General features: G+C 64.6%; 29 protein-coding genes. 17 read left to right on the top strand and 12 right to left on the bottom strand.

Annotation, left to right across the window (positions count from 1 at the left end):
• Positions 1 to 335: 335 nt before the first annotated feature.
• On the bottom strand, positions 336 to 1,745 hold the full coding sequence (gene mapR / locus PH586_RS03635) for a GntR family transcriptional regulator MpaR (protein ID WP_271346463.1): 1,410 nt from the start codon (positions 1,743 to 1,745) through the stop codon (positions 336 to 338).
• Between the two features lie 80 nt (positions 1,746 to 1,825).
• Positions 1,826 to 3,241, bottom strand: a complete 1,416-nt coding sequence (ccoG, locus tag PH586_RS03630) for a cytochrome c oxidase accessory protein CcoG (RefSeq protein WP_271346387.1) — start codon at positions 3,239 to 3,241, stop codon at positions 1,826 to 1,828.
• Positions 3,242 to 3,548: 307 nt separating this feature from the next.
• On the opposite strand from ccoG, the gene PH586_RS03625 reads away from it, so the two are divergent.
• From PH586_RS03625 to PH586_RS03610, 4 genes are read left to right on the top strand one after another with little or no spacing between them, the layout of a single operon-like run.
• Positions 3,549 to 5,219 (top strand): nitrite/sulfite reductase, encoded by a 1,671-nt coding sequence (locus tag PH586_RS03625; RefSeq protein ID WP_271346386.1) that lies wholly within the window; start codon positions 3,549 to 3,551, stop codon positions 5,217 to 5,219.
• Positions 5,216 to 5,743 carry a DUF934 domain-containing protein gene (locus tag PH586_RS03620; protein ID WP_271346385.1) on the top strand — a complete coding sequence of 176 codons (528 nt, stop codon included), beginning with the start codon at positions 5,216 to 5,218 and terminating at the stop codon, positions 5,741 to 5,743. The genes PH586_RS03625 and PH586_RS03620 overlap by 4 nt, the downstream gene beginning before the upstream one ends.
• Entirely contained in the window at positions 5,740 to 6,102 is a 363-nt protein-coding gene (locus PH586_RS03615) for a CidA/LrgA family protein (RefSeq protein ID WP_271346384.1), read from the top strand. Before PH586_RS03620 ends, PH586_RS03615 begins: the two co-directional genes overlap by 4 nt.
• A gap of 20 nt (positions 6,103 to 6,122) precedes the next feature.
• Entirely contained in the window at positions 6,123 to 6,818 is a 696-nt protein-coding gene (locus tag PH586_RS03610; RefSeq protein ID WP_408636752.1) for an LrgB family protein, read from the top strand.
• 214 nt (positions 6,819 to 7,032) lie between these two features.
• Here PH586_RS03610 and PH586_RS03605 read toward each other — a convergent pair whose 3' ends face one another.
• Positions 7,033 to 7,692 carry a hypothetical protein gene (locus PH586_RS03605; protein ID WP_271346383.1) on the bottom strand — a complete coding sequence of 220 codons (660 nt, stop codon included), beginning with the start codon at positions 7,690 to 7,692 and terminating at the stop codon, positions 7,033 to 7,035.
• A gap of 259 nt (positions 7,693 to 7,951) precedes the next feature.
• Here PH586_RS03605 and PH586_RS03600 point away from each other — a divergent pair, with 259 nt between their 5' ends.
• The 3 genes from PH586_RS03600 to PH586_RS03590 all read left to right on the top strand — a co-directional run bounded on the left by PH586_RS03600 (position 7,952) and on the right by PH586_RS03590 (position 11,033).
• Positions 7,952 to 8,863 (top strand): EamA family transporter, encoded by a 912-nt coding sequence (locus PH586_RS03600; protein WP_271346382.1) that lies wholly within the window; start codon positions 7,952 to 7,954, stop codon positions 8,861 to 8,863.
• A 104-nt stretch (positions 8,864 to 8,967) separates the two neighbouring features.
• Complete coding sequence (locus PH586_RS03595) at positions 8,968 to 9,276, top strand: I78 family peptidase inhibitor (protein WP_271346381.1); 309 nt, start codon at positions 8,968 to 8,970, stop codon at positions 9,274 to 9,276.
• 218 nt (positions 9,277 to 9,494) lie between these two features.
• The gene (locus PH586_RS03590; protein WP_271346380.1) at positions 9,495 to 11,033 is read left to right on the top strand and encodes a sigma-54-dependent transcriptional regulator; all 1,539 of its coding nucleotides are present in this window, start codon (positions 9,495 to 9,497) and stop codon (positions 11,031 to 11,033) included.
• A 76-nt stretch (positions 11,034 to 11,109) separates the two neighbouring features.
• Here PH586_RS03590 and PH586_RS03585 read toward each other — a convergent pair whose 3' ends face one another.
• The 6 genes from PH586_RS03585 to PH586_RS03560 all read right to left on the bottom strand — a co-directional run bounded on the left by PH586_RS03585 (position 11,110) and on the right by PH586_RS03560 (position 15,994).
• A complete protein-coding gene (locus PH586_RS03585; RefSeq protein WP_271346379.1) occupies positions 11,110 to 11,877 on the bottom strand; it encodes a crotonase/enoyl-CoA hydratase family protein in 768 nt (255 codons plus the stop codon).
• A gap of 231 nt (positions 11,878 to 12,108) precedes the next feature.
• Positions 12,109 to 13,020 carry an SDR family oxidoreductase gene (locus tag PH586_RS03580; RefSeq protein ID WP_271346378.1) on the bottom strand — a complete coding sequence of 304 codons (912 nt, stop codon included), beginning with the start codon at positions 13,018 to 13,020 and terminating at the stop codon, positions 12,109 to 12,111.
• A gap of 109 nt (positions 13,021 to 13,129) precedes the next feature.
• Positions 13,130 to 13,660: a DUF1569 domain-containing protein gene (locus tag PH586_RS03575; RefSeq protein WP_271346377.1), complete on the bottom strand. Its 531-nt coding sequence runs from the start codon at positions 13,658 to 13,660 to the stop codon at positions 13,130 to 13,132.
• A complete protein-coding gene (locus PH586_RS03570) occupies positions 13,638 to 14,549 on the bottom strand; it encodes an alpha/beta fold hydrolase (protein WP_271346376.1) in 912 nt (303 codons plus the stop codon). Before PH586_RS03570 ends, PH586_RS03575 begins: the two co-directional genes overlap by 23 nt.
• Complete coding sequence (locus tag PH586_RS03565) at positions 14,546 to 15,328, bottom strand: class II aldolase/adducin family protein (protein WP_271346375.1); 783 nt, start codon at positions 15,326 to 15,328, stop codon at positions 14,546 to 14,548. The genes PH586_RS03570 and PH586_RS03565 overlap by 4 nt, the downstream gene beginning before the upstream one ends.
• A gap of 213 nt (positions 15,329 to 15,541) precedes the next feature.
• The gene (locus PH586_RS03560; RefSeq protein ID WP_271346374.1) at positions 15,542 to 15,994 is read right to left on the bottom strand and encodes a flavodoxin; all 453 of its coding nucleotides are present in this window, start codon (positions 15,992 to 15,994) and stop codon (positions 15,542 to 15,544) included.
• A 112-nt stretch (positions 15,995 to 16,106) separates the two neighbouring features.
• Here PH586_RS03560 and PH586_RS03555 point away from each other — a divergent pair, with 112 nt between their 5' ends.
• Entirely contained in the window at positions 16,107 to 16,553 is a 447-nt protein-coding gene (locus PH586_RS03555) for a PAS domain-containing protein (protein WP_271346373.1), read from the top strand.
• 69 nt (positions 16,554 to 16,622) lie between these two features.
• Entirely contained in the window at positions 16,623 to 17,231 is a 609-nt protein-coding gene (locus PH586_RS03550) for a PilZ domain-containing protein (RefSeq protein WP_271346372.1), read from the top strand.
• Between the two features lie 193 nt (positions 17,232 to 17,424).
• Here PH586_RS03550 and PH586_RS03545 read toward each other — a convergent pair whose 3' ends face one another.
• A complete protein-coding gene (locus tag PH586_RS03545; RefSeq protein WP_271346371.1) occupies positions 17,425 to 18,378 on the bottom strand; it encodes a MerR family transcriptional regulator in 954 nt (317 codons plus the stop codon).
• A gap of 90 nt (positions 18,379 to 18,468) precedes the next feature.
• On the opposite strand from PH586_RS03545, the gene PH586_RS03540 reads away from it, so the two are divergent.
• Positions 18,469 to 18,915: a thiol-disulfide oxidoreductase DCC family protein gene (locus tag PH586_RS03540; RefSeq protein WP_271346370.1), complete on the top strand. Its 447-nt coding sequence runs from the start codon at positions 18,469 to 18,471 to the stop codon at positions 18,913 to 18,915.
• Here PH586_RS03540 and PH586_RS03535 read toward each other — a convergent pair.
• The gene (locus PH586_RS03535) at positions 18,910 to 19,338 is read right to left on the bottom strand and encodes a DUF6482 family protein (protein WP_271346369.1); all 429 of its coding nucleotides are present in this window, start codon (positions 19,336 to 19,338) and stop codon (positions 18,910 to 18,912) included. The genes PH586_RS03540 and PH586_RS03535 overlap by 6 nt on opposite strands.
• A gap of 135 nt (positions 19,339 to 19,473) precedes the next feature.
• Here PH586_RS03535 and folM point away from each other — a divergent pair, with 135 nt between their 5' ends.
• The 5 genes from folM to PH586_RS03510 all read left to right on the top strand — a co-directional run bounded on the left by folM (position 19,474) and on the right by PH586_RS03510 (position 21,941).
• A complete protein-coding gene (gene folM, locus PH586_RS03530) occupies positions 19,474 to 20,184 on the top strand; it encodes a dihydromonapterin reductase (RefSeq protein ID WP_271346368.1) in 711 nt (236 codons plus the stop codon).
• A gap of 24 nt (positions 20,185 to 20,208) precedes the next feature.
• Positions 20,209 to 20,769 (top strand): GTP cyclohydrolase I FolE, encoded by a 561-nt coding sequence (gene folE, locus PH586_RS03525; RefSeq protein ID WP_271346367.1) that lies wholly within the window; start codon positions 20,209 to 20,211, stop codon positions 20,767 to 20,769.
• A 2-nt stretch (positions 20,770 to 20,771) separates the two neighbouring features.
• Positions 20,772 to 21,143 carry a dihydroneopterin triphosphate 2'-epimerase gene (folX, locus tag PH586_RS03520; RefSeq protein WP_271346366.1) on the top strand — a complete coding sequence of 124 codons (372 nt, stop codon included), beginning with the start codon at positions 20,772 to 20,774 and terminating at the stop codon, positions 21,141 to 21,143.
• 154 nt (positions 21,144 to 21,297) lie between these two features.
• A complete protein-coding gene (locus PH586_RS03515) occupies positions 21,298 to 21,603 on the top strand; it encodes a DUF1244 domain-containing protein (RefSeq protein ID WP_271346365.1) in 306 nt (101 codons plus the stop codon).
• Positions 21,600 to 21,941: a HopJ type III effector protein gene (locus tag PH586_RS03510; protein WP_271346364.1), complete on the top strand. Its 342-nt coding sequence runs from the start codon at positions 21,600 to 21,602 to the stop codon at positions 21,939 to 21,941. The genes PH586_RS03515 and PH586_RS03510 overlap by 4 nt, the downstream gene beginning before the upstream one ends.
• A gap of 205 nt (positions 21,942 to 22,146) precedes the next feature.
• Here the strand turns inward: PH586_RS03510 and trxB are convergent, their stop codons facing one another.
• Positions 22,147 to 23,094: a thioredoxin-disulfide reductase gene (gene trxB, locus PH586_RS03505; RefSeq protein WP_271346363.1), complete on the bottom strand. Its 948-nt coding sequence runs from the start codon at positions 23,092 to 23,094 to the stop codon at positions 22,147 to 22,149.
• Between the two features lie 265 nt (positions 23,095 to 23,359).
• Between trxB and cysZ the strand changes: the two genes are divergently transcribed.
• Both cysZ and PH586_RS03495 read left to right on the top strand, forming a co-directional pair.
• Positions 23,360 to 24,115 (top strand): sulfate transporter CysZ, encoded by a 756-nt coding sequence (gene cysZ / locus PH586_RS03500; protein ID WP_271346362.1) that lies wholly within the window; start codon positions 23,360 to 23,362, stop codon positions 24,113 to 24,115.
• A gap of 15 nt (positions 24,116 to 24,130) precedes the next feature.
• A complete protein-coding gene (locus PH586_RS03495; RefSeq protein ID WP_271346361.1) occupies positions 24,131 to 25,333 on the top strand; it encodes a glycosyltransferase family 4 protein in 1,203 nt (400 codons plus the stop codon).
• Positions 25,334 to 25,416 lie beyond the last annotated feature (83 nt).

Here is a 25,416-nt window from a genome sequence, read left to right as displayed (position 1 = left end):
CCATACAGCGATTCGGTGATGGTAGATCGCAATACCGGACGTGTCGAAAAAGTGTCGAAATCACTGAATCGGGAAGACCTGAACTGACCAAGAAAGCTGACACCACCAAACAGCCAGCTTTGGCCAACGTAGATCATCGATTACCAAGGCTTGAACAGGGCTCGATTCCCGTCATCAACAGTGACCGCCTCTAAAAACCGGCCCTCGAGCCGGTTTTCTTGCACCTGAATAGCCCCTGTCATCCCTCTCGGTCTCCCCGCCAAGTGTCTGCCTCCCTGTTACAGCGAAGGACACCGCGTTATTGCCGCAGAGCGAAAACTGACTGTTGTCGCGGCTCAGAAAGACTCGATGATTCGCCCAAGCACGGCCATCGCCTGTTCGCTCTGGGCGCTCCAGGGATGGCCGTAATTCAGCCGTGCGCAGTTGCCGAAGCGCCGGGTGGCCGAGAAGATCGGCCCGGGGGCCAGGCTGATGCCCTGGGCCAGGGCGAGCTGGAACAGTTGCAGCGAGTCGACCTGCTCGGGAAACTCGAACCAGAGAAAATAGCCGCCGCTGGGCCTAGTCACCCGGGTGCTGGCCGGGAAATGTCGGGCGGCGGAGGCGAGCATCGAGGCCTGCTGGGTTTCCAGGGCATGGCGCAGCTTGCGCAGGTGGCGGTCGTAGCCGCCGTGCTGCAGATAGTCGGCCAGCGCGGCCTGGGCCGGCACCGAGGGCGAGATGGTGGTCATCAGCTTGAGCCGGCTGATCTGCTCGGCATAGCGCCCGCCCGCCACCCAGCCGACCCGGTAGCCCGGGGCCAGGCACTTGGAGAACGAGCCGCAGTGCATCACCAGGCCGTCGCGGTCGAAGCTCTTCACCGGCTTGGGCGGCTGCGTGCCGAAGTACAGCTCGGCGTAGACGTCGTCTTCGATCAGCGGCACCTGATGACGCTGCAGCAGTTCATAGAGGCCGCGCTTCTTCGCCTCGTTCATGCTCGCCCCCAGCGGGTTCTGCAGGCTGCTCATGAACCAGCAGGCCTTGATCGGCAGCTGTTCCAGGCTGCGGGCCAGGCTGTCCAGGTCGATGCCTTCGCGCGGGTGCACGGGGATTTCCACCGCCTTGAGCTTGAGCCGTTCCAGTACCTGCAGGGTGGCGTAGAAGGCCGGTGACTCGATGGCCACCAGGTCGCCGGGCTGGGTCACGCATTGCAGGCACAGGTTCAGCGCTTCCATGGCGCCGGTGGTGATCACCAGTTCCTCCAGCGGCAGCATCACGCCACTGACCATATAACGCAGGGCGATCTGCCGGCGCAGATTGGGATTGCCTTCGGTCATGTCGGCGATCACCGCGTGGGCCGGCATGTCGCGCACACTTTGCGCCATGGAGCGGGCCAGACGCTGCAGGGGGAACAGGTCGGGGCTGGGAAAGGCCGAGCCGAAGGCCACGGTGTTCGGGTCCTTCAGCGAGCCGAGCACCGAGAACACCAGCTCGCTGACATCCACGTCGGTGGTGTGCGCCTGGGTCGCGCCGATGTCCGGCTCGGGCAGGCTGCGCTGCGCATGTTCGCGGACGAAGTAGCCGGAGCGCGCCCGGGCGACGATCAGGCCGCGGCTTTCCAGCAGGTAGTAGGCCTGGAATACCGTGGACGGGCTGATCCCGTAGGTGCGGCTGGCGTGGCGCACCGAGGGCACTTTCTCCCCGGGGGCCAATACGCCGCTGCGCACCAGCTCGGCGATTTCGGCGGCGAACTTCTCGTAGCGCTTCATCCTGTCCTGGCCCAGTCGCTCGGTAAATGGAACGGCATACTCTACGGCCTGGCGACTGTTCATGCGATTCCCGGAGATAGCTAGCGATTGAGCGGCGCGACGAAGGCACTCTTGGCGGTGACCCGCTGCGTCGGCTCGGCGCTATCGGTAACCGCGAAATACAGCGGCTGCGACACGCTGGCAGCGCGCTCGGCGGCCATGACGACGCTGACCGGCACATCGACAATCTCGCCGGGGGCCAGATTCAGCTGGCGTTGGCCCTGCAGTTCGAAGCCCTGGCTGTCGGCCAGGGAGATGATGTAGTGGCGGGCCTGCTGGGTCTTGTTGATGACCTTGAGGCGGTAGATGTTCTCGATCTGGCCCTGCTGGTTTTCCCGGAACAGGCCGCGGTCCTTGGTCACGTCCAGCGACACCAGGGCGCGCTGGTCTAGGGCCCAGACGAAAGCGGCGATCATCACCAGCAGCATGGCCGCGTAACCGATCAGGCGTGGCCGCAACAGCTGGGTCTTGCCCCCGGCCAGGGCGCGCTCGGAGGTGTAGCGGATCAGCCCCGCGGCATAGCCCATCTTGTCCATCACCGTGTCGCAGGCGTCGATGCAGGCCCCGCAGCTGATGCAGTCCAGTTGCAAGCCATCGCGGATGTCGATGCCGGTCGGGCACACCTGCACGCAGATCGTGCAATCGATGCAGTCGCCCAAGCCTTCGAGCTGCGGCACGCTGTCCTTCTTGCGCGGGCCGCGGCTCTCGCCGCGAGCCGCGTCGTAGGAGACGATCAGGGTGTTGTCGTCGAACATCGCGCTCTGGAAGCGCGAGTAGGGACACATATGCAGGCACACCTGCTCGCGCAGCCAGCCAGCATTCAGGTAGGTGGCGGCGGTGAAGAACAACAGCCAGAAGGCGGTGGTGGCACCCAGGTTGAAGGTGAGCAGATCAGCCACCAGTTCGCGCACCGGGGTGAAGTAGCCGACGAAGGCCAACGCGGTGACCAGGCTGACTGCCAGCCACAGGCCGTGCTTGGCGCTGCGGCGTAGCAGCTTGCCCGCCGACCAGGGCGCGGCGTCCAGTTTGATCCGCTGGTTGCGCTCGCCTTCGGTCAGCTTTTCCACCCACATGAAGACCCAGGTCCACACGCTTTGCGGGCAGGTGTAGCCGCACCAGACCCGGCCGGCGAATACGGTGATAAAGAACAGGCCGAAGGCGGCAATGATCAGCAGTGCCGAGAGCAGGACGAAATCCTGCGGCCAGAAGGTCGCGCCGAAGATATGGAACTGGCCGTTGCCCAGGTCCCACAACACCGCCTGGCGCTCGCCCCAGTTCAACCAGGCGGTGCCGAAGAACAGCAGCATCAGCGATCCCGCGCCGAACAACCGCAGATTGCGAAACAGACCGGTGAAGCTGCGGGTATGGATAGGCCCGCCGGCTTTGGCCGGGGTCAACTGGATGGGGCGGCGCGGGTCGATCGTGTCGATGACCGTGGCGGGGATGCGTTCGCTCATGGGCTGAGCCTCGTCTGGCTGCAATCAGGTGCAACGCATCATCGGCCTCGGCATGTATCGATAACAGACTCAGATTTTCCAATAAAAAGCGGATCAGCTGGACAGATTGTCGCAGCTGCCAGCCCTGCTCCCTCTGGCAAACATCCTGCTGAAGTCGCGTGATTACGCCTTTTCGGCCTATCTGATCCGGTTTTTTCAGGTTTACCTGAGGCTGTTTTGCCGCGCGCCTGGCCGCCATAGTTGCAGGCACAGGGTCGGCCCGCTGCAGGCAGCGCGCGGCCGGCGATCAGTTCTGACGAGGTGGCCCATGTACCAATACGACGACTACGACCGCGCCCTGGTGCGCGAGCGCGTGGCGCAGTTTCGCGACCAGATCGCGCGGCGCCTCAGCGGCGAGTTGAGCGAGGAGGAGTTTCTGCCGTTGCGCCTGCAGAACGGCCTGTATCTGCAAAAGCATGCCTACATGCTGCGCGTGGCGATTCCCTACGGCACCCTGTCGGCGCGACAGTTGCGCACCCTGGCGGGAATCGCCAAGGACTACGACCGCGATTATGGCCACTTCACCACCCGGCAGAACATCCAGTTCAACTGGATCGAACTGGAGCAGGTCGGCGACATCCTCGATCGCCTGGCCGAGGTCGAGATGCACGCCATCCAGACCTCCGGCAACTGCGTGCGCAACATCACCACCGAGGCCTTCGCCGGGGTCGCCGCGGACGAGCTGCTCGACCCGCGGCCGTTGGCGGAAATCCTCCGTCAGTGGTCGACGGTCAACCCGGAATTTCTCTACCTGCCGCGCAAGTTCAAGATCGCCCTGTGCGCGGCCCAAGAAGACCGCGCGGCGGTGATGATGCACGACATCGGCCTGTACCTGTATCGCGACCCGGCCGGCGAACTGTTGCTGCGGGTGATGGTCGGCGGTGGCCTGGGCCGCACCCCGATCCTCAGCCAGCAGATCCGCGCGGGCCTGCCGTGGCAGCACCTGCTGTCCTATGTCGAGGCGGTGTTGCGGGTCTACAACCGCCACGGCCGGCGCGACAACAAGTACAAGGCGCGGATCAAGATCCTGGTCAAGGCCCTGGGTATCGACGCCTTCGCCAGGGAGGTCGAGGCCGAGTGGCAGCACATCAAGGACGGCCCGGCGGAGTTGACCGAGGCGGAGTACCAGCGGGTCGCGGCGGCCTTCGACGCCCCGGCTTACGCCAGCCTGGATGAGGCCGACCTCGACTACGGCAGCGCCCTGGCGCGCGACGCCGCCTTCGCCCGCTGGGCGTCGCGCAACGTGCGCCCGCACAAGGTGGCGGGCTATGCCTCGGTGGTGCTGTCGAGCAAGCCCGGGGCCAGTTCGCCACCCGGGGACGTGACCTCGACGCAGATGCACGCCATCGCCGACCTGGCTGACGACTATGGCTTCGGCGAAATCCGCATCGCCCACGAACAGAATGTGGTGCTGCCGGATGTGCGCAAAGCCGATCTGCATGCCCTCTACCGGCACGCCCTGAGCCATGGTCTGGGCACCGCCAATATCGGCCTGCTGACCGACATCATCGCCTGCCCCGGCGGCGACTACTGCGCCCTGGCCAATGCCAAGTCGATCCCGATTGCCCAGTCGATCCAGCAGCGCTTCGCCGACCTCGACGCCCTGCACGATCTGGGCGAACTCAGCCTGAACATCTCCGGCTGCATGAATGCCTGCGGCCACCACCATATCGGCAATATCGGCATCCTCGGCGTGGATAAGAACGGCAGCGAGTGGTACCAGGTGACCATCGGCGGCTCCCAGGGCAAGGCCAGCGCCCTGGGCAAGGTAATCGGCCCGGCGTTCAGTGCGGCGCAAATCCCCGAGGTGATCGACGGCCTGGTCAAGACCTACCGCGACTACCGCGAGGCCGACGAACGCTTCGTCGATACCGTGCAGCGCATCGGCCTCGAACCGTTCAAGCAGCAGGTGTATCGCCAGGCGCAGGTGCCGGCATGAACAACCTGATTCGTCTGAGCGCTGGCCAGGCCGGCCTGGTGAATGATGATCCCTGGCAGTGGTTGCGCGAGCCGACCCAGCCCCGCCCCGCCGGCCCCTTGATCCTGCCGTTGGCGGCCTGGCTGCAGCGCCAGGATGAGGCAACGCTCACGGGCGAGCGCTTCAGCCTGGACGGCATCTGCCTGGCCCCGGAGGATGAGGTCGAAGCGATTCACGCCTTCCTACCCATCCTGCCGCTGATCGCCATCGAATTCCCCAGCTTTCGTGATGGCCGTGGTTACAGCCAGGCCTACCTGCTGCGCACGCGCCTGGGCTGGAGCGGCGAGCTACGCGCGGTCGGCGATGTGCTGCGCGACCAGCTCAGCCATATGCGCCAGTGCGGTTTCGATGCCTTTGCCGTGCGCGAGGACAGGTCCGCCGAGGACGCGCTCAAGGGCCTGGCGGGCATGAGCGTGCTCTACGGCCGCTCGGCCATCGAGCCGCGGCCGCTGTTCCGTCGTCGCAGTGCGGGTGAGGCCCTTTGATGCTTAAAGGACTGACCTGGCTGCTGGCGTTGCAGTTGGCCGGCAACCTGCTGAGCGCCTTGTGCCTGCCCATGCTGCCGGGTGCCGTGATCGGCATGCTGCTGTTGTTCGGCTACTTGCTCGTGCGCGGCACGGTGGATGAACCGCTGAACCAGGCGGCCAGTGGCTTGCTCAACTACCTGCCGCTGCTGCTGGTGGTTCCGGCCGCCGGCATCATGCTGGCGGGCGATGCCTGGCGCGAAGACGCCCTGGCGATCGCTGCGGCCCTGGTGCTGTCGTTGCTGGTGAGCATTCCCTTTTGCGGCTGGCTGATGCAGCACCTGACCCGGCGCATTGAGCGCAAGGCGGCAGAACCTTGATCAGTCTGCTGGAACTACAGATGGGGTGGCGCGCCCTGGTCAGCCATCCGTTGTTTGCCTTGGGTTTGACCCTGGTGGCCTTCCAGTTCGCGCTCTGGCTGTATCGGCGCAGCGGCTGGTTGCTGCTGCAACCGGTGATGATCGCCATGTTGCTGGTGGTGGCGGCGTTGTTCGCCACAGGCCTGGATTACGCCACCTACCGCCAGGGCGCCGCGCCCATCGCCTTGCTGCTCGGCCCGGCGACTGTGGCCTTGGCGGTGCCGCTGTACCACAACCTGCAACGCATTCGCCTGCTGCTCTTGCCGATCCTGCTGACGGTCCTGCTTGGCGGGGCGCTAACAGTGCTGCTGACCTTGCTGATCGCCCATGGCCTCGGCGCGCGCGTGCCGGTGCTGATGACCCTGTCGACCAAGTCGGTGACCATGCCCATCGCCATGCTGGTGACCGAACAACTGCACGGCATCGTGCCCCTGGCCGCGGTATTGGTGATGCTCACGGGCGTGATCGGCACGGCTCTGGGACCGCTGCTGTTGCGCTGGGCCAGGGTCGACCACCCGGCTGCCCGCGGGCTGAGCTATGGGATCAACGCTCACGCCATTGGTACGGCTCGGGCACTGGAGGAAGGCGAGGAATCCGGTGCGTTTGCGGCCTTGGCGATGAGTCTGCTCGGTGTGCTCACGGCGGTCCTGCTGCCAGTGGCCATGAGCTGGCTCTGAAATCAGCGCCTGGTCCGGTGCGCGTAGCAGTCGCTCAGCGCGCTAAATCCGAATGGCCAGCATCGCCGCCTGACTCGAATAGCAGCGCGGCGGGTCCGCTTGAGCGCAGGGCCCGGGGCGATTCGAGCGCAGCACAGCCACGGCGGCTCTAGAATGCGCGGCCCGCCCCAGCCAGGACGGCCAGCGCCCTGGTGCCGGCCCGCAGGCATCCGCCTCAGTCCACGGCAAAGCAGTACAGCAGCCCCGCTCCGCCGGTACTCCTCAGACCTTCGTCGCTACAGCCCCGCGTTGGGTGCGAGGAATTCCATGAGCGCGACGGCGCATCGTCGCGCAAGCCCATGCGGTCATGGTGGCCGACCTGGGCAGAGCCCTCACTGCTGCTGGTCCAGTTGCCGCAGGTGTGGTCCTGGTCGGCGGCGAACGCCGTGCCATCGGCCTGGGAGCCGGTGAGGATGTCGTGCCTGTTCGGCGTGTCACCACGGCCCTTGATCATCGCGCCGTGCTCGTCCAGGGCGGTGTCCTTGGCCAGATGGTTGTCACCATGCAGTTGCGCGACATCCTTGGCGATGACCACCCCCTCGGCGTTTTGCCAGGGTCCCTTGCCGATGCGATCACGTGCGTTGACCGCCGCCGCTCCGTCGCTGGCGCTGGTGCTGAGGTAGGCGTGCCAGGTGTGCTGGCCGGCCCCGGCGAGCCCGGCCAGTTTCAGGCAGTGCGCGTCGGCACCCGCCAGGCCGCCGAAATTGGCGCCCTGGCCCGATCCCTCGCTGGTGACGAAGAAGGTCATGTCGGCTTGCTCGGCCTGACTGGCGAAACTGCAGGCCAAGACCAACAGGGCCGCCGGCAGGGCGAGTGTGCGAGTCATCCTGTGCATGTGCGTGTCTCCTGGGATATCGGCTCCCCCGAACCAAGCGGTGATGGACAGGCTGAAGCCTAGATGAGCGCCATTGACGCTGCGCATCCCGCACGCCACCATCCGTCGCTCCATGTCGTCGATAATGGTTCTGGGGTGGCGCTAGCGCACTGGAGCAAAGACCCCGGCAACAACACCGACCGGCTGCTCGGCGGCTGCTGTACCCTGTCCAGGCCGCGGAGTTTCGCGGCGAATCTGCCCCGGAAGTGCCCGCGCGTTCATGTCCCCCACTACGCCGTTTCCCCGCCACCTCGCCGTACTGCTACTGGCCTTGCTCGCCTGTACCTTTGCCGGCAACCATATCGCCGCGCGCATCGCCTTCGACGATGGTGCTGGCGTGCTGCTGGCGATTCTCTGCCGTTCCGGGGTGACCCTGGTGGTGCTCAGCGCCCTCGTCGCCTGGCAACGACAACCGCTGCGCCTGCCAGCCGGAGCCTGGCGCTGGCAACTGCTGATGGGCCTGTTGATCGCCACCCAGAGTCTCTGCCTGTATTCGGCGGTGGCGCGGATTCCGGTGGCCCTGGCCCTGCTCGCGGCCAATACCTTTCCGATTATCCTGGCCCTGCTCGGCTGGGCGCTCGGCGGCCCGCCACCGACCCGGCGCACGGCCTGGCTGATGGGCCTGATCCTGTTCGGCCTGCTGTTCGCCCTCGACGTGCCGACGCGCCTGAGTGCCCGTGAAGGGGTCAGCGCCGAGTGGCTGCTGGGCATCGGCCTGGCCTTCTGCGCCGCCTGCGCCTTCGCCAGTGCGCTGTGGCTCACCGAGCACAAGCTGTCGGCGTTGCGCGGCTCGCTGCGCAGCATGTTGACTATGCTGATCGTCTTCAGCAGTGCGCTAGTGGCCGGCGCCAGCGACCTGCTGCCGGGCGGTGTGACGCCGCCGGCGGCGCAGACCGGCTGGATCGCTCTGGGCGTGCTGGCACTGCTCTACGGTGTGGGGTTTACCCTGTTGTTCGTCTGCATGCCGCGACTGGACATGATGCGCAACGCCCCGGTGATGAATATCGAGCCGGTGGCGACCCTGCTGCTGGGCTGGGTGATCCTCGGCCAAGTGCTGAGCCAGACCCAGATGGTTGGCGGAGTGATAGTCATCGGCGGTATCGTGCTGCTGACCTATCGCAAACACCCATAAGCCGCCCTGATCCCTGGGCAGAGGAACACAGGCCCCCTATGGGCATGCGGATCAACCGCTATCCATTCAGTGCGCCGCCTGGCGCCCGACCCAAGGACCACAGCATGTATCGCAAACGACTTCCCTGCACCCTGGCCCTGCTCGCCATGCTGGCCGGTTGCAGCTCGGTAGACGGCAGCAAGGCACCGGCACCACCCGCCAACCCCAACGGCGCCTGTAACGCCGACTTGGTGCAAGGCATGCTGGGCAAGACCGCAACCGCCGAACAGGTTGAACAGGCGCGCCAACACGCCGGCGCACGCAGCGTTCGTGTACTCGCCCCCGGCGATGCGGTGACCCTGGAGTACAACTCGCAGCGCCTGAATATCGAGATCGACGAGGCCGAAGCGATCCAGCGGATCAATTGCGGCTGAGCCGCTAACCCTCGCCGGGATGAGCCTTCAAAGGCGGAAGCGGGTGAAAAAACTCTCGCCTACTGCGGCCGGGTTATGACGCTCAGGTTAACGATTGCTCCAGCACCGCGCCTGGGGCTCTGCTGCCACGCGCAAGGGTGAAAACCTGCGCTCGGTTAACTAAGCCATTCAGACCGGGCATACTGCTGCCCTTGTAATCGAGTCGGTTCCTCGCCCGTATGCGCATCCACGTCAGCTTCATCGACCGCGTTGGTATCACCCAGGAAGTCCTGGCGCTGCTCGGTGGGCGCAATCTCAATCTGGATGCGGTGGAGATGGTCCCGCCCAATGTCTATATCGACGCGCCGACCCTGAGCCCCGCGGTGCTCGACGAGTTGCGCGAAGCGCTGTTCAAGGTGCGTGGCGTGCAGGCGGTGACCATCGTCGACATCCTCCCCGGACAGCGCCGGCACCTGCAGCTCGACGCCCTGCTCGCGGCGATGACCGACCCGGTGCTGGCGGTGGATGGCGCCGGCCGCGTGCTGCTGGCCAACCCGGCGCTGATCGCCCTCTGCGAGCGTGACGTGGAAGGCCTGTCGCTCGGTGAACTGTTCGCCGATCCGGCCTTGCCCCATGCCCTGCTGGAGCAGCAGTTCCGCCTGCCGCTGCGCGAAGTGACCCTCAATGGTCAGGCGCTGCTGCTGGACGCCACGCCGATCAGCGAAGCGGTCGACAGCGGGCAGCGCCGGCTCGCTGGCGCCTTGCTCACCCTGTATGAGCCAAGCCGCATCGGTGCGCGGCTGGCGGCCCTGCACCACGACCATGTCGAGGGCTTCGATTCGCTGCTCGGCGAATCGCAGCCGATCCGCACCTTGAAGACCCGCGCCCTGCGCGTCGCCAGCCTCGATGCGCCGCTGTTGATCCAGGGCGAAACCGGCACCGGCAAGGAGCTGGTGGCGCGTGGCTGCCACGCCATCAGCGCGCGCAACACGGCGCCTTTCCTGGCGCTGAACTGCGCGGCGCTGCCGGAGAACCTCGCCGAGAGCGAGCTGTTCGGCTATGCCCCCGGGGCCTTTACCGGGGCACAGCGCGGCGGCAAGCCGGGGCTGCTGGAGCTGGCCAACCAGGGCACGGTGTTTCTCGATGAAATCGGCGAGATGTCACCCTACCTGCAGGCCAAGCTGCTGCGCTTCCTCAGTGACGGCACCTTCCGTCGGGTCGGTGGCGAGCGCGAGGTCAAGGTCAACGTGCGCATCCTCAGCGCCACCCACCGCGACCTGGAACAGATGGTCGGCGAAGGCGCCTTCCGCGAAGACCTGTTCTACCGCCTCAACGTGCTCAACCTGGAAGTGCCACCCCTGCGCGAGCGCGGCCAGGACATCCTGCTGCTGGCCCGGCATTTCATGCAGCATGCCTGCAAGCAGATTCAACGCCTGCCCTGCCGCCTGGCCCCGGACACCTACCCGGCACTGCTCGGCAACCGCTGGCCGGGCAACGTGCGCCAGCTGCAGAACGTGATCTTCCGCGCCGCCGCCATCTGCGAAAGCAATCTGGTGCAGATCGATGACCTGGACATCGCCAGCACCGCCGTAGCGCCGCAACTGCCCGAAGGCGAGGTCGTCAGCCTGGAAGCCGCCGTGGCCGGTTTCGAGAAGGCCCTGCTGGAAAAGCTCTACCTCAGCCACCCCTCCAGCCGGCAACTGGCCGCGCGCCTGCACACCTCGCACAGCGCTATCGCCATGCGCCTGCGCAAGTACGGAATTTCCGGCAAGGGTTGAGTAAGCCCTTCGCGGCCAAAGCGCAGCGCCGCCCGGCCGCGTCCACGGCTACGCTGAAGCCCTTGACCCGCAGGCATCAGAACGCGCCGTGACGCCCCTGCCCCGCCTTGAAACGCTGCGCGCCGGCCAGGGTTTCGCCACTTTCGAGCACCGCCAGGCCGCCGCTGAATTCGTTGGCAAGGGCTTCATCGAAAGGCAGGTTCCACTGCGCATAGGCGCTGGCCCGGTCGGCCAGCAGGCAATGCTGCGGGAAGTCGGCGAGCTGCAGGGCCAGCTGCTGGGCGGCGGCCAGTGCCGTGCCGGCCGTCACCACCCGATTGACCAGGCCGATGGCCAGCGCTTCCTCGGCCAATACCGCACGGCCGGTGAGGATCAGGTCCAGCGCGCGACCCTGACCGATGATCCGCGGCAGACGCACGGTGCCGCCGTCGATCAGCGGCACGCCGAAACGCCGGCAGAACACCCCGAGCACGGCATCAGCGGCCATCACCCGCAGGTCGGCGAGCAGCGCCAGCTCCAGGCCGCCGGCCACCGCATGGCCCTCGATGGCGGCGATCAGCGGTTTACTCAGTTGCATGCGGCTCGGCCCCATGGGGCCGTCGCCCTCAGGTTCCAGGCGATTGGCCCGTTCACCGCCTGCGGCCACCGCGCCCAGGTCGGCACCGGCGCAGAAGGTCCCGCCGGCACCGGCGAGCACGGCGACCCGCGCCTGCGGGTCCGCCTCGAACGCGCGCAAGGCGGCAGCCAGGGCCTCGGCGGTCGGCCGGTCGACGGCGTTGCGTACCGGCACACGGTCGATGATCAGAGTGGTGACCGGGCCGTTGTTCTCAACGATAACGCTCATGAACAAATCTCCGTCATCAAGACAAACCCCAGGCGCCGGGCGACGCCTCGGTCCCCTGCCGGCAATGCGCTTGGCCCTGCGCATCTTTCGCGGGCAGGCCACGCGGGTTCAGGAGCCGTGCCGCTGGCGCGTCCTGAAACGGCAAAGGCCGGCATTTAGCCGGCCTTCACCTTAAAGCGCTGCGTCAGGAAAATCAGCCCGTTGGCCGAATCCCCCGCCAGACTGGCGCGATCAGGAGGTGTATTGCTGCAGGTGCTTCATCATCTCCTGCAAGGCCTCGATGTTATCGGCCGGGTGCGCCGCGCCGTCGAAGTCGCAGATCTGCTGCCAATGATCGGCCACGTCTTCCGGGCTGAAGCCGACACGCGGGTCGAAACCGGCGCCCAGGCTGCGCTCCCAGCGGGTCTTGCCGATCCAGCCGCCACCGACCTCGAACAGGCCCGAGGTTTCTTCGCAGGCCTGGCTGGCCAGGTAAACCACCAGCGGGCTGACCAGTTCGGGCTTGAGCTGCTCGAATATCTGCGGCGGGATCAGCCCTTCGGTCATGCGCGTGCCGCCGGTAGGGGCGATGGCGTTGACCAGGATGTTGTTCTTGCGCCCCTCGATGGCCAGGGTGCGGGTCAGGCCGTAGAGGCCGAGCTTGGCCATGCCGTAGTTGGACTGGCCGAAGTTGCCGTAGATGCCGGACGTGGAGGCGGTGAAGATGATGCGCCCATAGCCCTGCTCGCGCATGTGCGGCCAGGCGGCGCGGGTCACCTTGTAGGCCCCTTCGACGTGGACCTTGTAGACCAGATCCCAGTCGGCGTCGTCCATCTTGTGGAAGGTCTTGTCGCGCAGGATGCCGGCGTTGTTGACCACCACATCGATACGGCCAAAGGCGTCCAGGGCGTGCTGCACGATCTTCTCGCCGTCGGTCACCGAGTCATGGTTGGCCACCGCGGTACCACCGGCGGCGCGGATCTCCTCCACCACCTTGGCGGCGGCCGAGGCGTTGGCGCCTTCGCCATGGGTGCTACCACCGAGATCGTTGACCACTACCTTGGCACCATGTTTGGCAAACAGCAGGGCATGGGCGCGACCCAGGCCACCACCGGCACCGGTGACGATCACGACTTGGTCTTGGAAACTAATGGCTTCGCTCATGCGGTGAGCTCCTTGGCAGGTTGGCAATGGCTGAAGTGTCCAGCAGCTGTGCACCGGTCACAATAAAGACGCCCACCGCTGAATGGTGCTCGATAAGGCTGCGGGATGATTAAGCCAGGCGGATCAGGCTCAGGTGGTTATACAGATGCAGCACATGGGCCTGGGCATAGTCGGCATGGCTCAGAGCGCCATAGGCGAAGTGCGGCTGCAACTCGCCCTGATGGCTGGCGAAGTCGGCGAACGCCTGCAGCAACCGCTCTAGCGCCAGCGCCTGGGTGGCCGGCGCGCTCAGCGGCGCCGCGCCAGGAATGGCCTCATCCAGCGGATGACGCATGGCCCCGCGGGCGGCGAACGCACCGAACGCCAGCGGCCCGACGCTATGGCGGAACCAGGCGGGCTTGATTGTCGGGTATCCGCCGAGGGAATACTCGATGCTTTGCGCGCAGTGGTTGAACACCTCGGCCGGGCTCCAGCCCTTGAGGCTGAGCAACGGCTTATCCCGCAGGCCGATCAACAGCTGCTGCGCACCTGGCAGGCTGAGCGGCCCTGGCACTTCGCCGGCCGGCAAGGCCCAGTAGCCTGCCCCGATACCCGCCACGCCAGTCAATGCCGCGAATTTAACCAGCTGTCGCCTGTTCATTCCTGGACTCCAACGCCTGGCGGAAGGCCAGATAATGCTGCAAGACCAAGGCCGGTGCTTCGGTTTGCGGGTAATGGCCGATGCTCTCGAGCGACACAGTGTCGGGCGCGGGAATCAGTTCGCGGTAACGTGCCAGCATGTGCGCCCCGGAGATCGGGTCGAGCGCGCCGTCGATCAGTCGCAGCGGCACCCCGCCACGCTGCATGGCCTTGACCCAGCGCTCACGCTGCACCCGGCGTTCGGGCATGTAGCGAATCAGCCGGTGCATCACCCCTGGCCCATCGTTGTGGCTGATCAGGCTCCAGAAGTCATCCAGCTCCCTGGCACTGGGCTGGGTCTGCGGACCGAACACCTTGGCAAAACTGGCCGCCAGTTTCTGCCGGCTGAACAGCCTACCGATCAACGCCCCGATGGGACTGAGCAGGAGTTTCTGCACCAGCACCGGGTGATGGGTCTCGGGGAACAGGCCGCCATTGAGAAACACGCAACTGGCCAGCTGCAGGCGGCCCTCATGATGCCTTGCAAGCAATTCCTGGGCGACGCTGTCGCCATAGTCATGCGCCAGCACATGCACCGGTTCCTCAATACCCAGGTGCGCCAGCAGCGCCTGCTGCAGGTCGGCCTGCTCGAGCAGGCTGTAGGCATGCCCGCGCGGCTTGGCCGAATCGCCGAAGCCGAGCATGTCGCAGGCGATCAGCCGGTATTTCTGGCTCAGCGGCGTCCACAGGTAATGCCAATCCCAACTGGCGGTGGGAAAGCCATGGATCAGCAGCAGCGGCTCGGCGCTTGCCGCGCCCGCCGTCCAGTAGCGCATGGCATGGCCGCGGAACCTGAAGTCCCGACCCTGGTCGCGCCAGTCCGCCAGGGCAATGCCTGGCAGCCCCGTCACTCGGCGTAACCCGGCATCTGCGCATCGAGCTTGCGCAGCAGCGCCGGCCAGGGCAGCGCGCCGCCCATGCCCGTGGGGTTCTTCATCACCCCGGCGAGCATCGCCTTGGCACCGTCGAGAATCTGCTGCGGGATCTGGATCAACTCGCTGCCGCCACTCTGCGCCATCACCTGAATCTCGCAGGCACGCTGCAGGATGAACATCATCAGGAAGGCATCGGCGATGCTGCCGGCGGCGGTGAGCAGGCCGTGATTGGGCAGGATCATGAAGTTCTTGTCGCCCAGATCGGCCTGCAGACGGGCCTTCTCATCGTGGTTCAGCGCCACCCCCTCGTAGCCGTGATAGGCCAGGCTGGAGAGGACGAACAGCGACTGCTGCGACAGCGGCAGCAGGCCTTGCTTCTGCGCCGAAACGCCGATCCCGGCGGCCGTGTGGATGTGCAGCACGCAGGCCACGTCGTGGCGCACCTCGTGCACCGCGCTGTGGATGGTGTAGCCGGCCGGATTGATCTCGAAGGGGCTGTCCATCAGCTTGTTGCCGGCCAGGTCGATCTTCACCAGGCTGGAGGCGCTGATCTCGTGAAACATCAAGCCGTAGGGGTTGATCAGGAACTCGTCAGTGCCCGGCACCTTGGCCGAGATGTGGGTGAAGATCAGGTCATCCCAGCCATACAGGGCAATCAGCCGGTAGCAGGCTGCCAGATCGACGCGGGTCTGCCATTCGGCGGCGGACACCTGGTCCTTGAGGTTGGGAGTCGGCAGAACTGGAGCAGCGGTCATGGCATACACCTCGGCACTTGTTGTTATCAGTGCCAAGGAGTCTAGCGAGGGATGCCGCTGCCGTGAGTTGCCCTGGCAGCCAGCTTAGTGACCGTGCAGGCCTTGTCTACTTGCCGCGCGACCGGGGAAGTTCACATCGTAGGGCGGCTTCGGCGCGCAGCGACAACCCGCCAGCTTTGCACCGCGCCGATCAACGCATGCGCGCGGACGGGATCAGGCCTGCAGCGCCGCCATGAACTCGGCCAGCCAGGGCTCGGCGTCGCTTTCCGGCGTGACGCTCTCACTGCTGTCCAGACGCAACATCGGCAGCACCTCGCGAATACCCAGCTCGGCGTACAACTCGCGAACCAGCTCGCCGCCACCGCAGAAGGTGTCGCCGTAGCTGGAATCACCCAGGCCAATCACCCCGCCGGGCAGGCCACTCCACGCCGGCAGATGATCGCGAATGGCGAAATACAGAGGCTGCAGGTTATCCGGCAGCTCGCCCATGCCGGTGGTCGAGGTCACCGCCAGAAAGGCGTCGGGGGCAAACGCCTGGACATCGGCCAAACTGGCGCGCGGATTGTGCCAGGCGTCGAAACCGGCATTTTTCAACAGCTGCTCGGCATGCCGGGCGACTTCCTCGGCGGTGCCATAGACCGAACCGGAAAGGATGGCGATTTTCATAAACAACTCCGAAACATGCAGAACACAGTCTGAAACGGCGGGCATTATGCCGCAAGTAGACAGCGCGTCCGGATGTTTTAGAATGCAGCAGACAGAGCCCAGGAATCGCCTCATGATCAACGCCAAACTGCTGCAACTGGTGATCGACGCTTCGAACGACGGCATTGTGGTTGCCGAGCAAGAGGGCGATGACAACATCCTCATCTACGCCAACCGCGCCTTTGAAGAACTCACCGGTTATACCAGCGATGAAATCCTCTATCAGGATTGCCGCTTCCTGCAGGCCAGCGACCGCAACCAGCCGGGTCTGGCCGCCATTCGCGAGGCGGTGAACGCCCACCGCCCCTGCCGGCAGATCATTCGCAACTACCGCAAGGACGGCAGTCCATTCTGGAACGAACTGTCGATCACCCCGGTATTCAACGAAGCTGATCAGCTGACCTACTACATCGGCATCCAGAAGAATGTCACCGAGCAAGTGCAAGCCCAGGAACGGGTCAAGGAACTGGAAGCCGAACTGGCGACCTTGCGTGCACAACTGGCCCAGTTGAAAAACTGACCAAATGCATCAACCAATGGCGAGCTATATTGTCATAGCGGAGGCAATACTCTAAAGCAGGGTTCGAGCATGCATGACCAGCCGTTAATCACCCAGGAGGAGCTGGACTTTATCCAGCACCTGCATAGCAAGCCTGGGTCAAGCAAACGCAGGCCCGCACCTGACTTGCTGGTCGATGCTGGCGCTCAGCTCAAAGAGTTGCTCGCCTACTGTGCAGCCAACGAACAACTGACCATTGAGGCACACGTCGCCAATCAGCGCCTGACGTTTACCGCGCACCTGGTCGAGGACGCACAACAGGTTCAGCATCTTGAGCTTGGCACTCCGCAGATTTTCGAAGACGGCCCCTCCAACCGCGCCTGGCGCCTGCCGCTGGACCCACCGGTTGCGTTGCGACAGCGCAATGCCAAACCCAGCGACCTGTGGGTACACGAACTGTCGCTCAACGGGCTACTGATCGAACTCCGCAGCAAACGTGCCACGCCCGAGCACTTCAAACTGATTCTGCCGCTCGCCGGACAGAAGCCGATTACCGTTGAAGGCAGCCTGGTTCGTAAAACCTCTGACGGGCTCCTGGCCTATCAACTCGACCCGCTCGACAAACGCGGCAGCGAGCGCTTGCAGCAGTTCATTTTCCAGCAGCACCGCGCCCTCCACCCCGAGGTCAACCGGAGCTAGCAGGCCCTCCCCTTGCCCAGCATGCTCACCGGCAGGTCAGCCGTTTGTGCTGAAGCGCGGCTCAAGCGTGTAGGGGTCGGGCCGCGCAGGTCGCGCCGCGCGGGCTGAGCCCATAGGCGACCTTTGGCGGCAAAGGTTACCTTCGGCACAGCCCCAGCCAGCCTATGCCGGAATGCGGGACCTGAAGTGGTTGTCAGGTATCCAGATGCCCGGCGAGGAACTGCTGCAAACGGCGCTGCATCAGGCGACCCTCGTTGCCCAGGCAGGCGATCGGCGAGCCGCTCAGGCTGTCTTCGGCGAGTTCGGCGCCATCTCCCGCCAGCACCAGCGGACAATCCAGCCCCAGCGCCAGGCGCGCCAGCACGCGGGGCAAGTCATCACTCGGTGGCAGGTTGGTGAACAGCACCAACGCCTGCGGCTGCATGCGTTCGCAGACCAGAGCCAGCTCTTCCAGCGGCTGGCCCACGCCCAGCACGCTGACCGAAACCTCCGTACTGCTCAACAGCAGGCCGGTGACCAGCAATTCCAACTCACGACAGTGACCCGGCAAGGCCGCCAGCAAGACCCGTTCCTCGACCTGGGTGCGGAAGATCTGCAGGCGCTGCAGGGTGCGCGCGCGCAGAAAGGTATCGAGGAACAACCACTCGCTGGCCTGACCAAACTCGTCCTGACGCAGCAGCAATTCCTGCCAGAGCGGCATCAGAATGTCCTGGAACACCACCGGCAGCGGATAGCTGGAAAACACCTGGCCGTACAAGCGATCGAGCCTGACGTCGTCGAAGGCGCTGATCGCGCGGCGCAGTTGAGCTTGCCATTCCGCCCACTCGCCGGAGGTCACCTCTTCATACACCGGCGTGCTGGCCGACCGGGTCGAGATGTTTTTCGCCAGAATCTTGCCGACCTTGCTCACCGACACGCCGCGCTCGATCCACGCCAGGATGCTGCGCACCGACTCGATGTCCGCCTGCGAGTAGAGACGATGCCCGCTGTCGGTACGCGTCGGCTGGATCAACCCGTAACGTCGCTCCCAGGCCCGCAAGGTCACCGGATTGACCCCGGTCAACCGCGACACCTCACGGATAGGAAACAGCTCTTCCTGCTTGAGGGCACTCGAATCGAGGGACAAGGCACCAACGAGATCGGACATGGGAGAGGCATCACCACAGAAATGTTGCCGGCATTGTAACTCAGCTGACATCCGCCTACATTATACAGAACCTATACATTGGACGACATTATGTACAATCGCCCGCACTGGCCGCTGAGCCTGTACTACGATGGCGACTGCCCGCTGTGCGCGCGGGAAATTCAGTTGCTGAGCCGGCATGCCGATGAGCATCGCTTGCTGCTGATCGATATCAGCCGCGCAGACTTCCAGGCCGACAGCGTCGGGATTGATCGCACCACGCTGAGCAACAGGCTGCACGCCCGCTTCGCCGATGGCCAATGGCTGACCGGCCTCGATGCCACGCTCTGGAGCTGGCGCGCGGCGGGCCTTGGCCGCTGGGCGACACCCCTGACCTGGCGGGCGCTACGGCCCTTGTTCGAACTGGGTTACTGGCTGTTCTGCCGGTTACGCCCACACCTGGCCTGGCTGCCTCATCCAGCGGCAGGCAAGCGCTGCCAGCAAGGGCAATGCAACGCCGACCAGCGCCCGGACCCCAGCTCCGACGCACGCCTATAGCGGCATGAGCAAGCCGCTATCGGCTACTTGCAGAGCAGGACGGCCGATGATCTCGTCATGACTGTGGCGCTGCACCAGCACCATTCGTCGCACACCACAGCAGCGCAGACGCACCTTGAGCGCAGGCAACGAAGGCCAGAGGCGGACACCTGCGACCGGCAATAAAGCCTGTACGCCGCCATCCAGCGCAATCACCTGCACGGCATAACCGCTGCAACGCACGGCCACCACTTCGACCCGCTCGACCTGGCGCCACAGCAGTGCAATACGCAATTGCCACAGGCTCATAACCACCCCAGATATCTGTACACGTAAAACCATCTTGTACAGGATAAAACCAAGATTGCCGATCCCTGAAAATCTGCCCAGGAGCAATACAGCCCAGCAGAACAGGTATAAAGCGGCCAAGTCGCCAGTAACCATACAGGTCGCATGGTTGTACAAATCTGATAGCTGGTATAACTTTGTCACTGCTTCAGTCGGCGAAGCACCTTACTCGGTGGTGAGGTGCCCGGAGGTAACGCCGCAGCACCCACTACTCCATCAGCTGAGCCCATCATGAGCGCTAGCGCATCACCCATTCTGATCACTGGCGCCAGTCAACGCATCGGCCTGCACTGTGCCGAGCGCCTGCTTGACGATGGTCATCGACTGATTGCCACCTACCGCCGCGAGCGCGAGGGCATCAAGCACCTGTGCGCGCGCGGAGCGCTGGCCATCCAGGCGGACTTTGCCAGTGAGGCCGGGATCCTCGCCTTTATCGCCGAGTTGAAAACCCACACCAACAGTCTGCGCGCCATCGTCCACAATGCCTCCGACTGGCTGGTCGAAACACCCGGCGACGAGGCCACGGTATTCCAGCAATTGTTCAACGTGCACATGCTGGCACCCTATCTGATCAACCTGCATTGTGCGGATCTGCTGCGGCGCTCCTCCCCGGCCGACATCATTCATATCAGCGATGATGTCGCGCGCAAAGGTAGCGCCAAGCGCCCCGCTTACTGCGCCAGCAAAGCCGGCCTGGACAGCCTCACGCTCTCGTTCGCGGCGAAACTCGCGCCGCAGATCAAGGTCAACGGGATCGCCCCGGCACTGATCATGTTCAACCCCGAGGATGATGCGCTCTACCGGGCAAAAACCCTGGCGAAATCGGCATTGGGCTTCGAGCCCGGCCCCCAGGTGATCTACCAAAGTTTGCGCTACCTGCTGGACAACCCTTACGTCACCGGCACCACCCTTACCGTAAACGGCGGGCGCCATCTCCAATGAGGCGCGCCTCGAGGACTGCATCGAATGAACCGACAACTGCCTGATCACTACCGCGAGATCCTCCTTGGCGTAGGTGAAGACCCTGAACGCGAAGGTCTGCTGGACACCCCGAAACGCGCAGCCAAGGCCATGCAATACCTGTGCAACGGCTATCAGAAAAGCCTGGAAGAGGTGGTCAACGGCGCGCTGTTCGCCTCCGACAATGACGAAATGGTGATCATCAAGGACGTCGAGCTCTATTCCCTGTGCGAACACCACCTGCTGCCCTTTATCGGCAAGGCGCATGTTGCCTACATTCCCACCGGCAGGGTGCTGGGGCTGTCGAAGGTCGCGCGCATCGTCGACATGTACGCACGGCGCCTGCAAATCCAGGAGAACCTGACCCGGCAGATCGCCGAAGCCGTGCAACAGGTCACCAACGCCGCCGGGGTCGCCGTGGTGATCGAAGCCAAGCACATGTGCATGATGATGCGTGGCGTCGAGAAGCAGAACTCGCTCATGAGCACCTCGGTGATGCTCGGCGCCTTCCGCGAGTCGAGCAACACCCGTCAGGAATTCCTGCAACTGATTGGACGGAGCAAGTAGCAATGCCACGACTGGAACCTGGAATGGCGCGAATTCGGGTCAAGGATCTACGCCTGAGAACCTTCATCGGGATCAAGGAGGAGGAGATCAACAACAAGCAGGATGTGCTGATCAACCTGACCATCCTCTACCCGGCCAACGAGGCGGTGCGCGACAACGATATCGATCACGCGCTGAACTACCGCACCATCACCAAGGCAATCATCCAGCACGTCGAAGGCCACCGCTTCGCCCTGCTCGAGCGCCTGACCCAGGAAATCCTCGACTTGGTGATGGAGCAGAGCGCCGTGCGCTACGCCGAAGTGGAAGTGGACAAGCCCCACGCCCTGCGCTTTGCCGAGTCGGTATCGATCACCCTGGCCAGCCACCGCTGAACGGCGGATAAGCCAGCAACGGTTCGACCATCCAGCCGCCCAGGCATTGCCGCCAGGCGGCGGGGCTTTTATTATCCTCGCCACCCTAGCCTGCAATTCTGTCGGACGCCCACGGCGTCCGACAGAGGCCCTGCCCGCCCCTGAGAACATCACCATGACCGATCAAGAACGCCTGGAACTCGAAGCAGCCGCCTTCCGCAGCCTGCTGCAACACCTGCGCAGCCGCCCCGATGTGCAGAACATCGACATGATGAACCTCACCGGTTTCTGCCGTAATTGCCTGTCCAAATGGTACAAGGCCGCGGCCGACGACATCGGCGTTGCGGTAACCCCGGATCAGGCCCGCACAGAAATCTACGGCATGCCGTACAGCGAGTGGAAAAGCAAATACCAGCAAGAGGCCAGCGCCGAGCAGCAGGCTGCGTTCAGAAAGGCCAGCGATAAAGGCAACAATGCATGAGCGCCCTGCACGATTTCAGGGTCCGCCTGCATAACGATGCGTTCGCCTTTGCCGAGACCCTGGCCTTCGTCGCCGAACACTATGACTACCAGCCGAGCGCCTTCAGCAATGGCGCGGTGGAAAACCCCGCCGGACAGAATGAAGGCTCCTGCAAGACCCTCGGCCTGGCCCTGCTCGAAGGCCTGAGCCTGGAAGAAACCCTGCGCTGCTTCGGCGAACACTACCGCAGCGTGCTGGCCAACCCGGAAGGCAATGACCACGGCAACATCCGCGCCCTTATGAGCACCGGCCTCGCCGGCGTGCGCTTCGACCGGCAGCCGCTCACGCGCAAGGCCTGAAAAATTCCCGCCGACTGCGGCTGCCTGCAAACCGATCTATTGCCTTGAGCAATCCGCACTCAGCGGAGTCACTCGCCGGAGGCAGTGCACCATTGATTGCTCGGCACGGCGCAACGCTGGCGGGTTGTCGCTGCGCGCCGAAGCCGCACTACCCGCATGATCGCACCGACGCGCTGCGTCGGCGCGATCATCACGCTTCTGGGTGTTACTGGCCGTCGAGGAAACGCTCCACATCCAGCGCCGCCATGCAGCCGGCGCCGGCCGAGGTGATCGCCTGGCGGTAGACATGGTCGGCGACGTCACCGGCGGCGAACACGCCGGGCACACTGGTGGCGGTGGCGTTACCGTCACGACCGCCGCTGACCACCAGGTAACCCTCCTTCAGCGCCAACTGGCCGTCGAACAGCGCGGTGTTGGGCGTGTGGCCGATTGCGACGAACAGGCCATCGACCTTCAGCTCCGCGCTGCTGCCGTCGTTGTTCTTCAGGCGCACGCCGGTCACGCCCATGTTGTCACCCAGCACTTCCTCGACCTCGGCGTTGAGCTTGAGCACGATCTTGCCTTCGGCGATCCGCGCCTGCAGCTTGTCCTGCAGGATCTTCTCGGCACGGAAGGTCTCGCGACGGTGCACCAGGGTTACCTTGCTGGCGATATTGGCCAGGTACAGCGCCTCTTCCACCGCGGTGTTGCCGCCGCCGACCACTGCGACGTCACGGTTGCGGTAGAAGAACCCATCGCAGGTGGCGCACGCCGAGACGCCCTTGCCCATGAACGCCTCCTCGCTCGGCAGACCGAGGTAGCGTGCGCTGGCGCCGGTGGCGATGATCAGCGCATCGCAGCTGTAGGTGGCGCTGTCGCCGACCAGGGTGAACGACTGGCCGGCCAGGTCCACCGCGTTGATGTGGTCGTAGACGATCTCGGTCTCGAAGCGCTCGGCGTGCTCCTGCATGCGCTGCATCAACGCCGGGCCGGTCAGGCCATGGACGTCGCCCGGCCAGTTGTCGACTTCGGTGGTGGTGGTCAACTGGCCGCCGGCCTGCATGCCGGTGATCAGCAGCGGCTTGAGGTTGGCCCGTGCGGCATAGACGGCGGCGCTGTAACCGGCAGGGCCGGATCCCAGGATGATCACCCGGGCATGGCGTGTTGCAGACATAAGAGACTCCTGCCGGGCGCTGTGCCGGGCGAATAAAAAAGGGGCCAGCCAAGCACCTCAACAGTGCGGTGGGCAGCCAGCCGCAAAATCTGATCAGTCGTTGAACTGATGCGCAGGCTACGCAGGTGCTGGCAAGCAAGGAAATACCCTTTGCCAATTCCATGCATAGCGAATCCCTATGATGTCTCGGCCGACAGCGGCGGACTTTCCCCTGCCGGACAAAGTCGGTAAGGTCGGCGCGACTTTCAGCTCACGGAGAACCCCCATGCCTGCTCCCGTACTATCCGGCCCGCAATACCTCAGCGAGGGGCTGAAACTGGTGTTGAGCCCGGGACTACGGCTGTTCGTGTTACTGCCATTGGCGATCAACCTGATTCTCTTCGTCGCCCTGGTCGGCTTTGCCGTGCAGCAGTTCAGCGGCTGGGTCGATGCCTTCATGCCGAGCCTGCCGAGCTGGCTGAGCTTCCTCGAATACATTCTCTGGCCGCTGTTCGTGGTGCTGGTGCTGCTGATGGTGTTCTTCACCTTCACCATGCTGGCCAATATCATCGCCGCACCCTTCAACGGCTTTCTCGCCGAGAAGGTCGAAGTGGTGGTGCGCGGCGAAGACACCCTGCCGCCCTTCAGCTGGGCCGAACTGCTGGCCATGGTGCCGCGTACCCTGGGCCGCGAAATGCGCAAGCTGGGGTACTTTCTGCCGCGCGCCATCGGCCTGCTGATCCTCACCTTCATCCCGGTGGTCAACCTGATCGCCGCGCCGCTGTGGTTGCTGTTCGGCGTGTGGATGATGGCCATCCAGTACATCGACTACCCGGCGGACAACAACAAGATGAGCTGGCCGGACATGCTCGCCTGGCTGCGCGAGAAGCGCTGGCAATCGCTGGGGTTCGGCGGCATCACCTACGCGGTGTTGTTGATCCCCTTCGTCAACATCCTGATGATGCCGGCGGCGGTGGCGGGGGCCACGCTATTCTGGGTACGCGAAGGTGGCGGTCGGGCGGTCACGATAACGCCACGTTAATGTCACATCTGCTACATGGCGGCAGCCGACACTGCTGCCATGCACACACTCACGCTCTCTATCGCCCTGATCACTGAAACCTTCCCGCCGGAAATCAACGGCGTGGCCAATACCCTCGGCCGCCTGGTCGATGGCCTGCGCGAGCGCGGCCATCGCCTGCAACTGGTGCGCCCACGACAGAGCAGCGATGACGGCCGCCAAAGCGACGACCAGTTACTGCTGACCCGCGGCTGGTCGCTGCCCGGCTACCCCGGCTTGCAGTGGGGCCAGTCGTCACTGCACAAGCTGCTGCGACGCTGGAAAAGGCAGCGCCCGGATGTGCTGTACATCGCCACCGAAGGCCCGCTCGGGCTGTCCGCCCTGCGCGCCGCACGGCGCCTGCAGATTCCGGTGATCAGCGGTTTTCACACCAACTTCCAGCAGTACACCGGGCATTACGGCATCGCCCTGCTGACCCGCGTGCTGACCAACTACCTGCGCTGGTTCCACAACCGCTCGCAGATGACCCTGGTACCCAGCACCAGCCAGCTGATCGAGCTGCAACGTCGCGGTTTCGAGCGCCTGGAGTTGCTCGCCCGCGGCGTCGATGGCCAGCTGTTCCACCCCGCCAAACGCTGCAGCGCGCTACGCCGAAGCTGGGGGTTGGCCGATGAGGACATCGCCGTGCTGCACGTCGGCCGCCTGGCCGCGGAGAAGAACCTCGACCTGCTGGCCAGGAGTTTTCGTGCCCTGCAAGGCGCCCACCCGCAACGCCAGTTGAAGCTGATCCTGGTCGGCGACGGCCCGCAACGCGCGGCGCTCCAGCAGCAATTGCCGGATGCCGTTTTCTGCGGCCTGCAGCGCGGCGAAGCATTGGCCGCACACTATGCCTCGGGCGATCTGTTCGTCTTTCCCAGTCTCTCGGAAACTTTCGGCAATGTGGTCCTCGAGGCCCTGGCCTCAGGTCTTGGCGTGGTGGCCTTCGATCAGGCCGCCGCCGCGCAGCACATCCGCCACGGCCATAACGGTGTCCTGGCCGTGGCCGAAGACGAACAGGGCTTTATCGAGGCGGCCAGCTGGCTGCTGGAGGAGCCGGAAAGCCTGCGCCGGGTGCGCCTGAATGCCCGCCAGCATGCCGCTCGGCAAGGCTGGCCAGCGATAATCTCGTTGTTCGAGCAGCACCTGCGCACGGCCCTGGCACCCATTATCGAACTCCCGGCCGGACGCACACAGGCTTGATCGACTGATCTTGCGGACGAAAAAAAGCCCCGATGTTCCGGGGCTTGAGGAGGGAATGCGCCGTTGTGCGGCGCCTCCCAGGG

Origin of the sequence: Pseudomonas aestuarii (genome assembly GCF_027988105.1) — a bacterium.
Lineage (GTDB): Bacteria > Pseudomonadota > Gammaproteobacteria > Pseudomonadales > Pseudomonadaceae > Aquipseudomonas > Aquipseudomonas aestuarii.
This window is presented reverse-complemented; position numbering and strand designations above follow the sequence as displayed.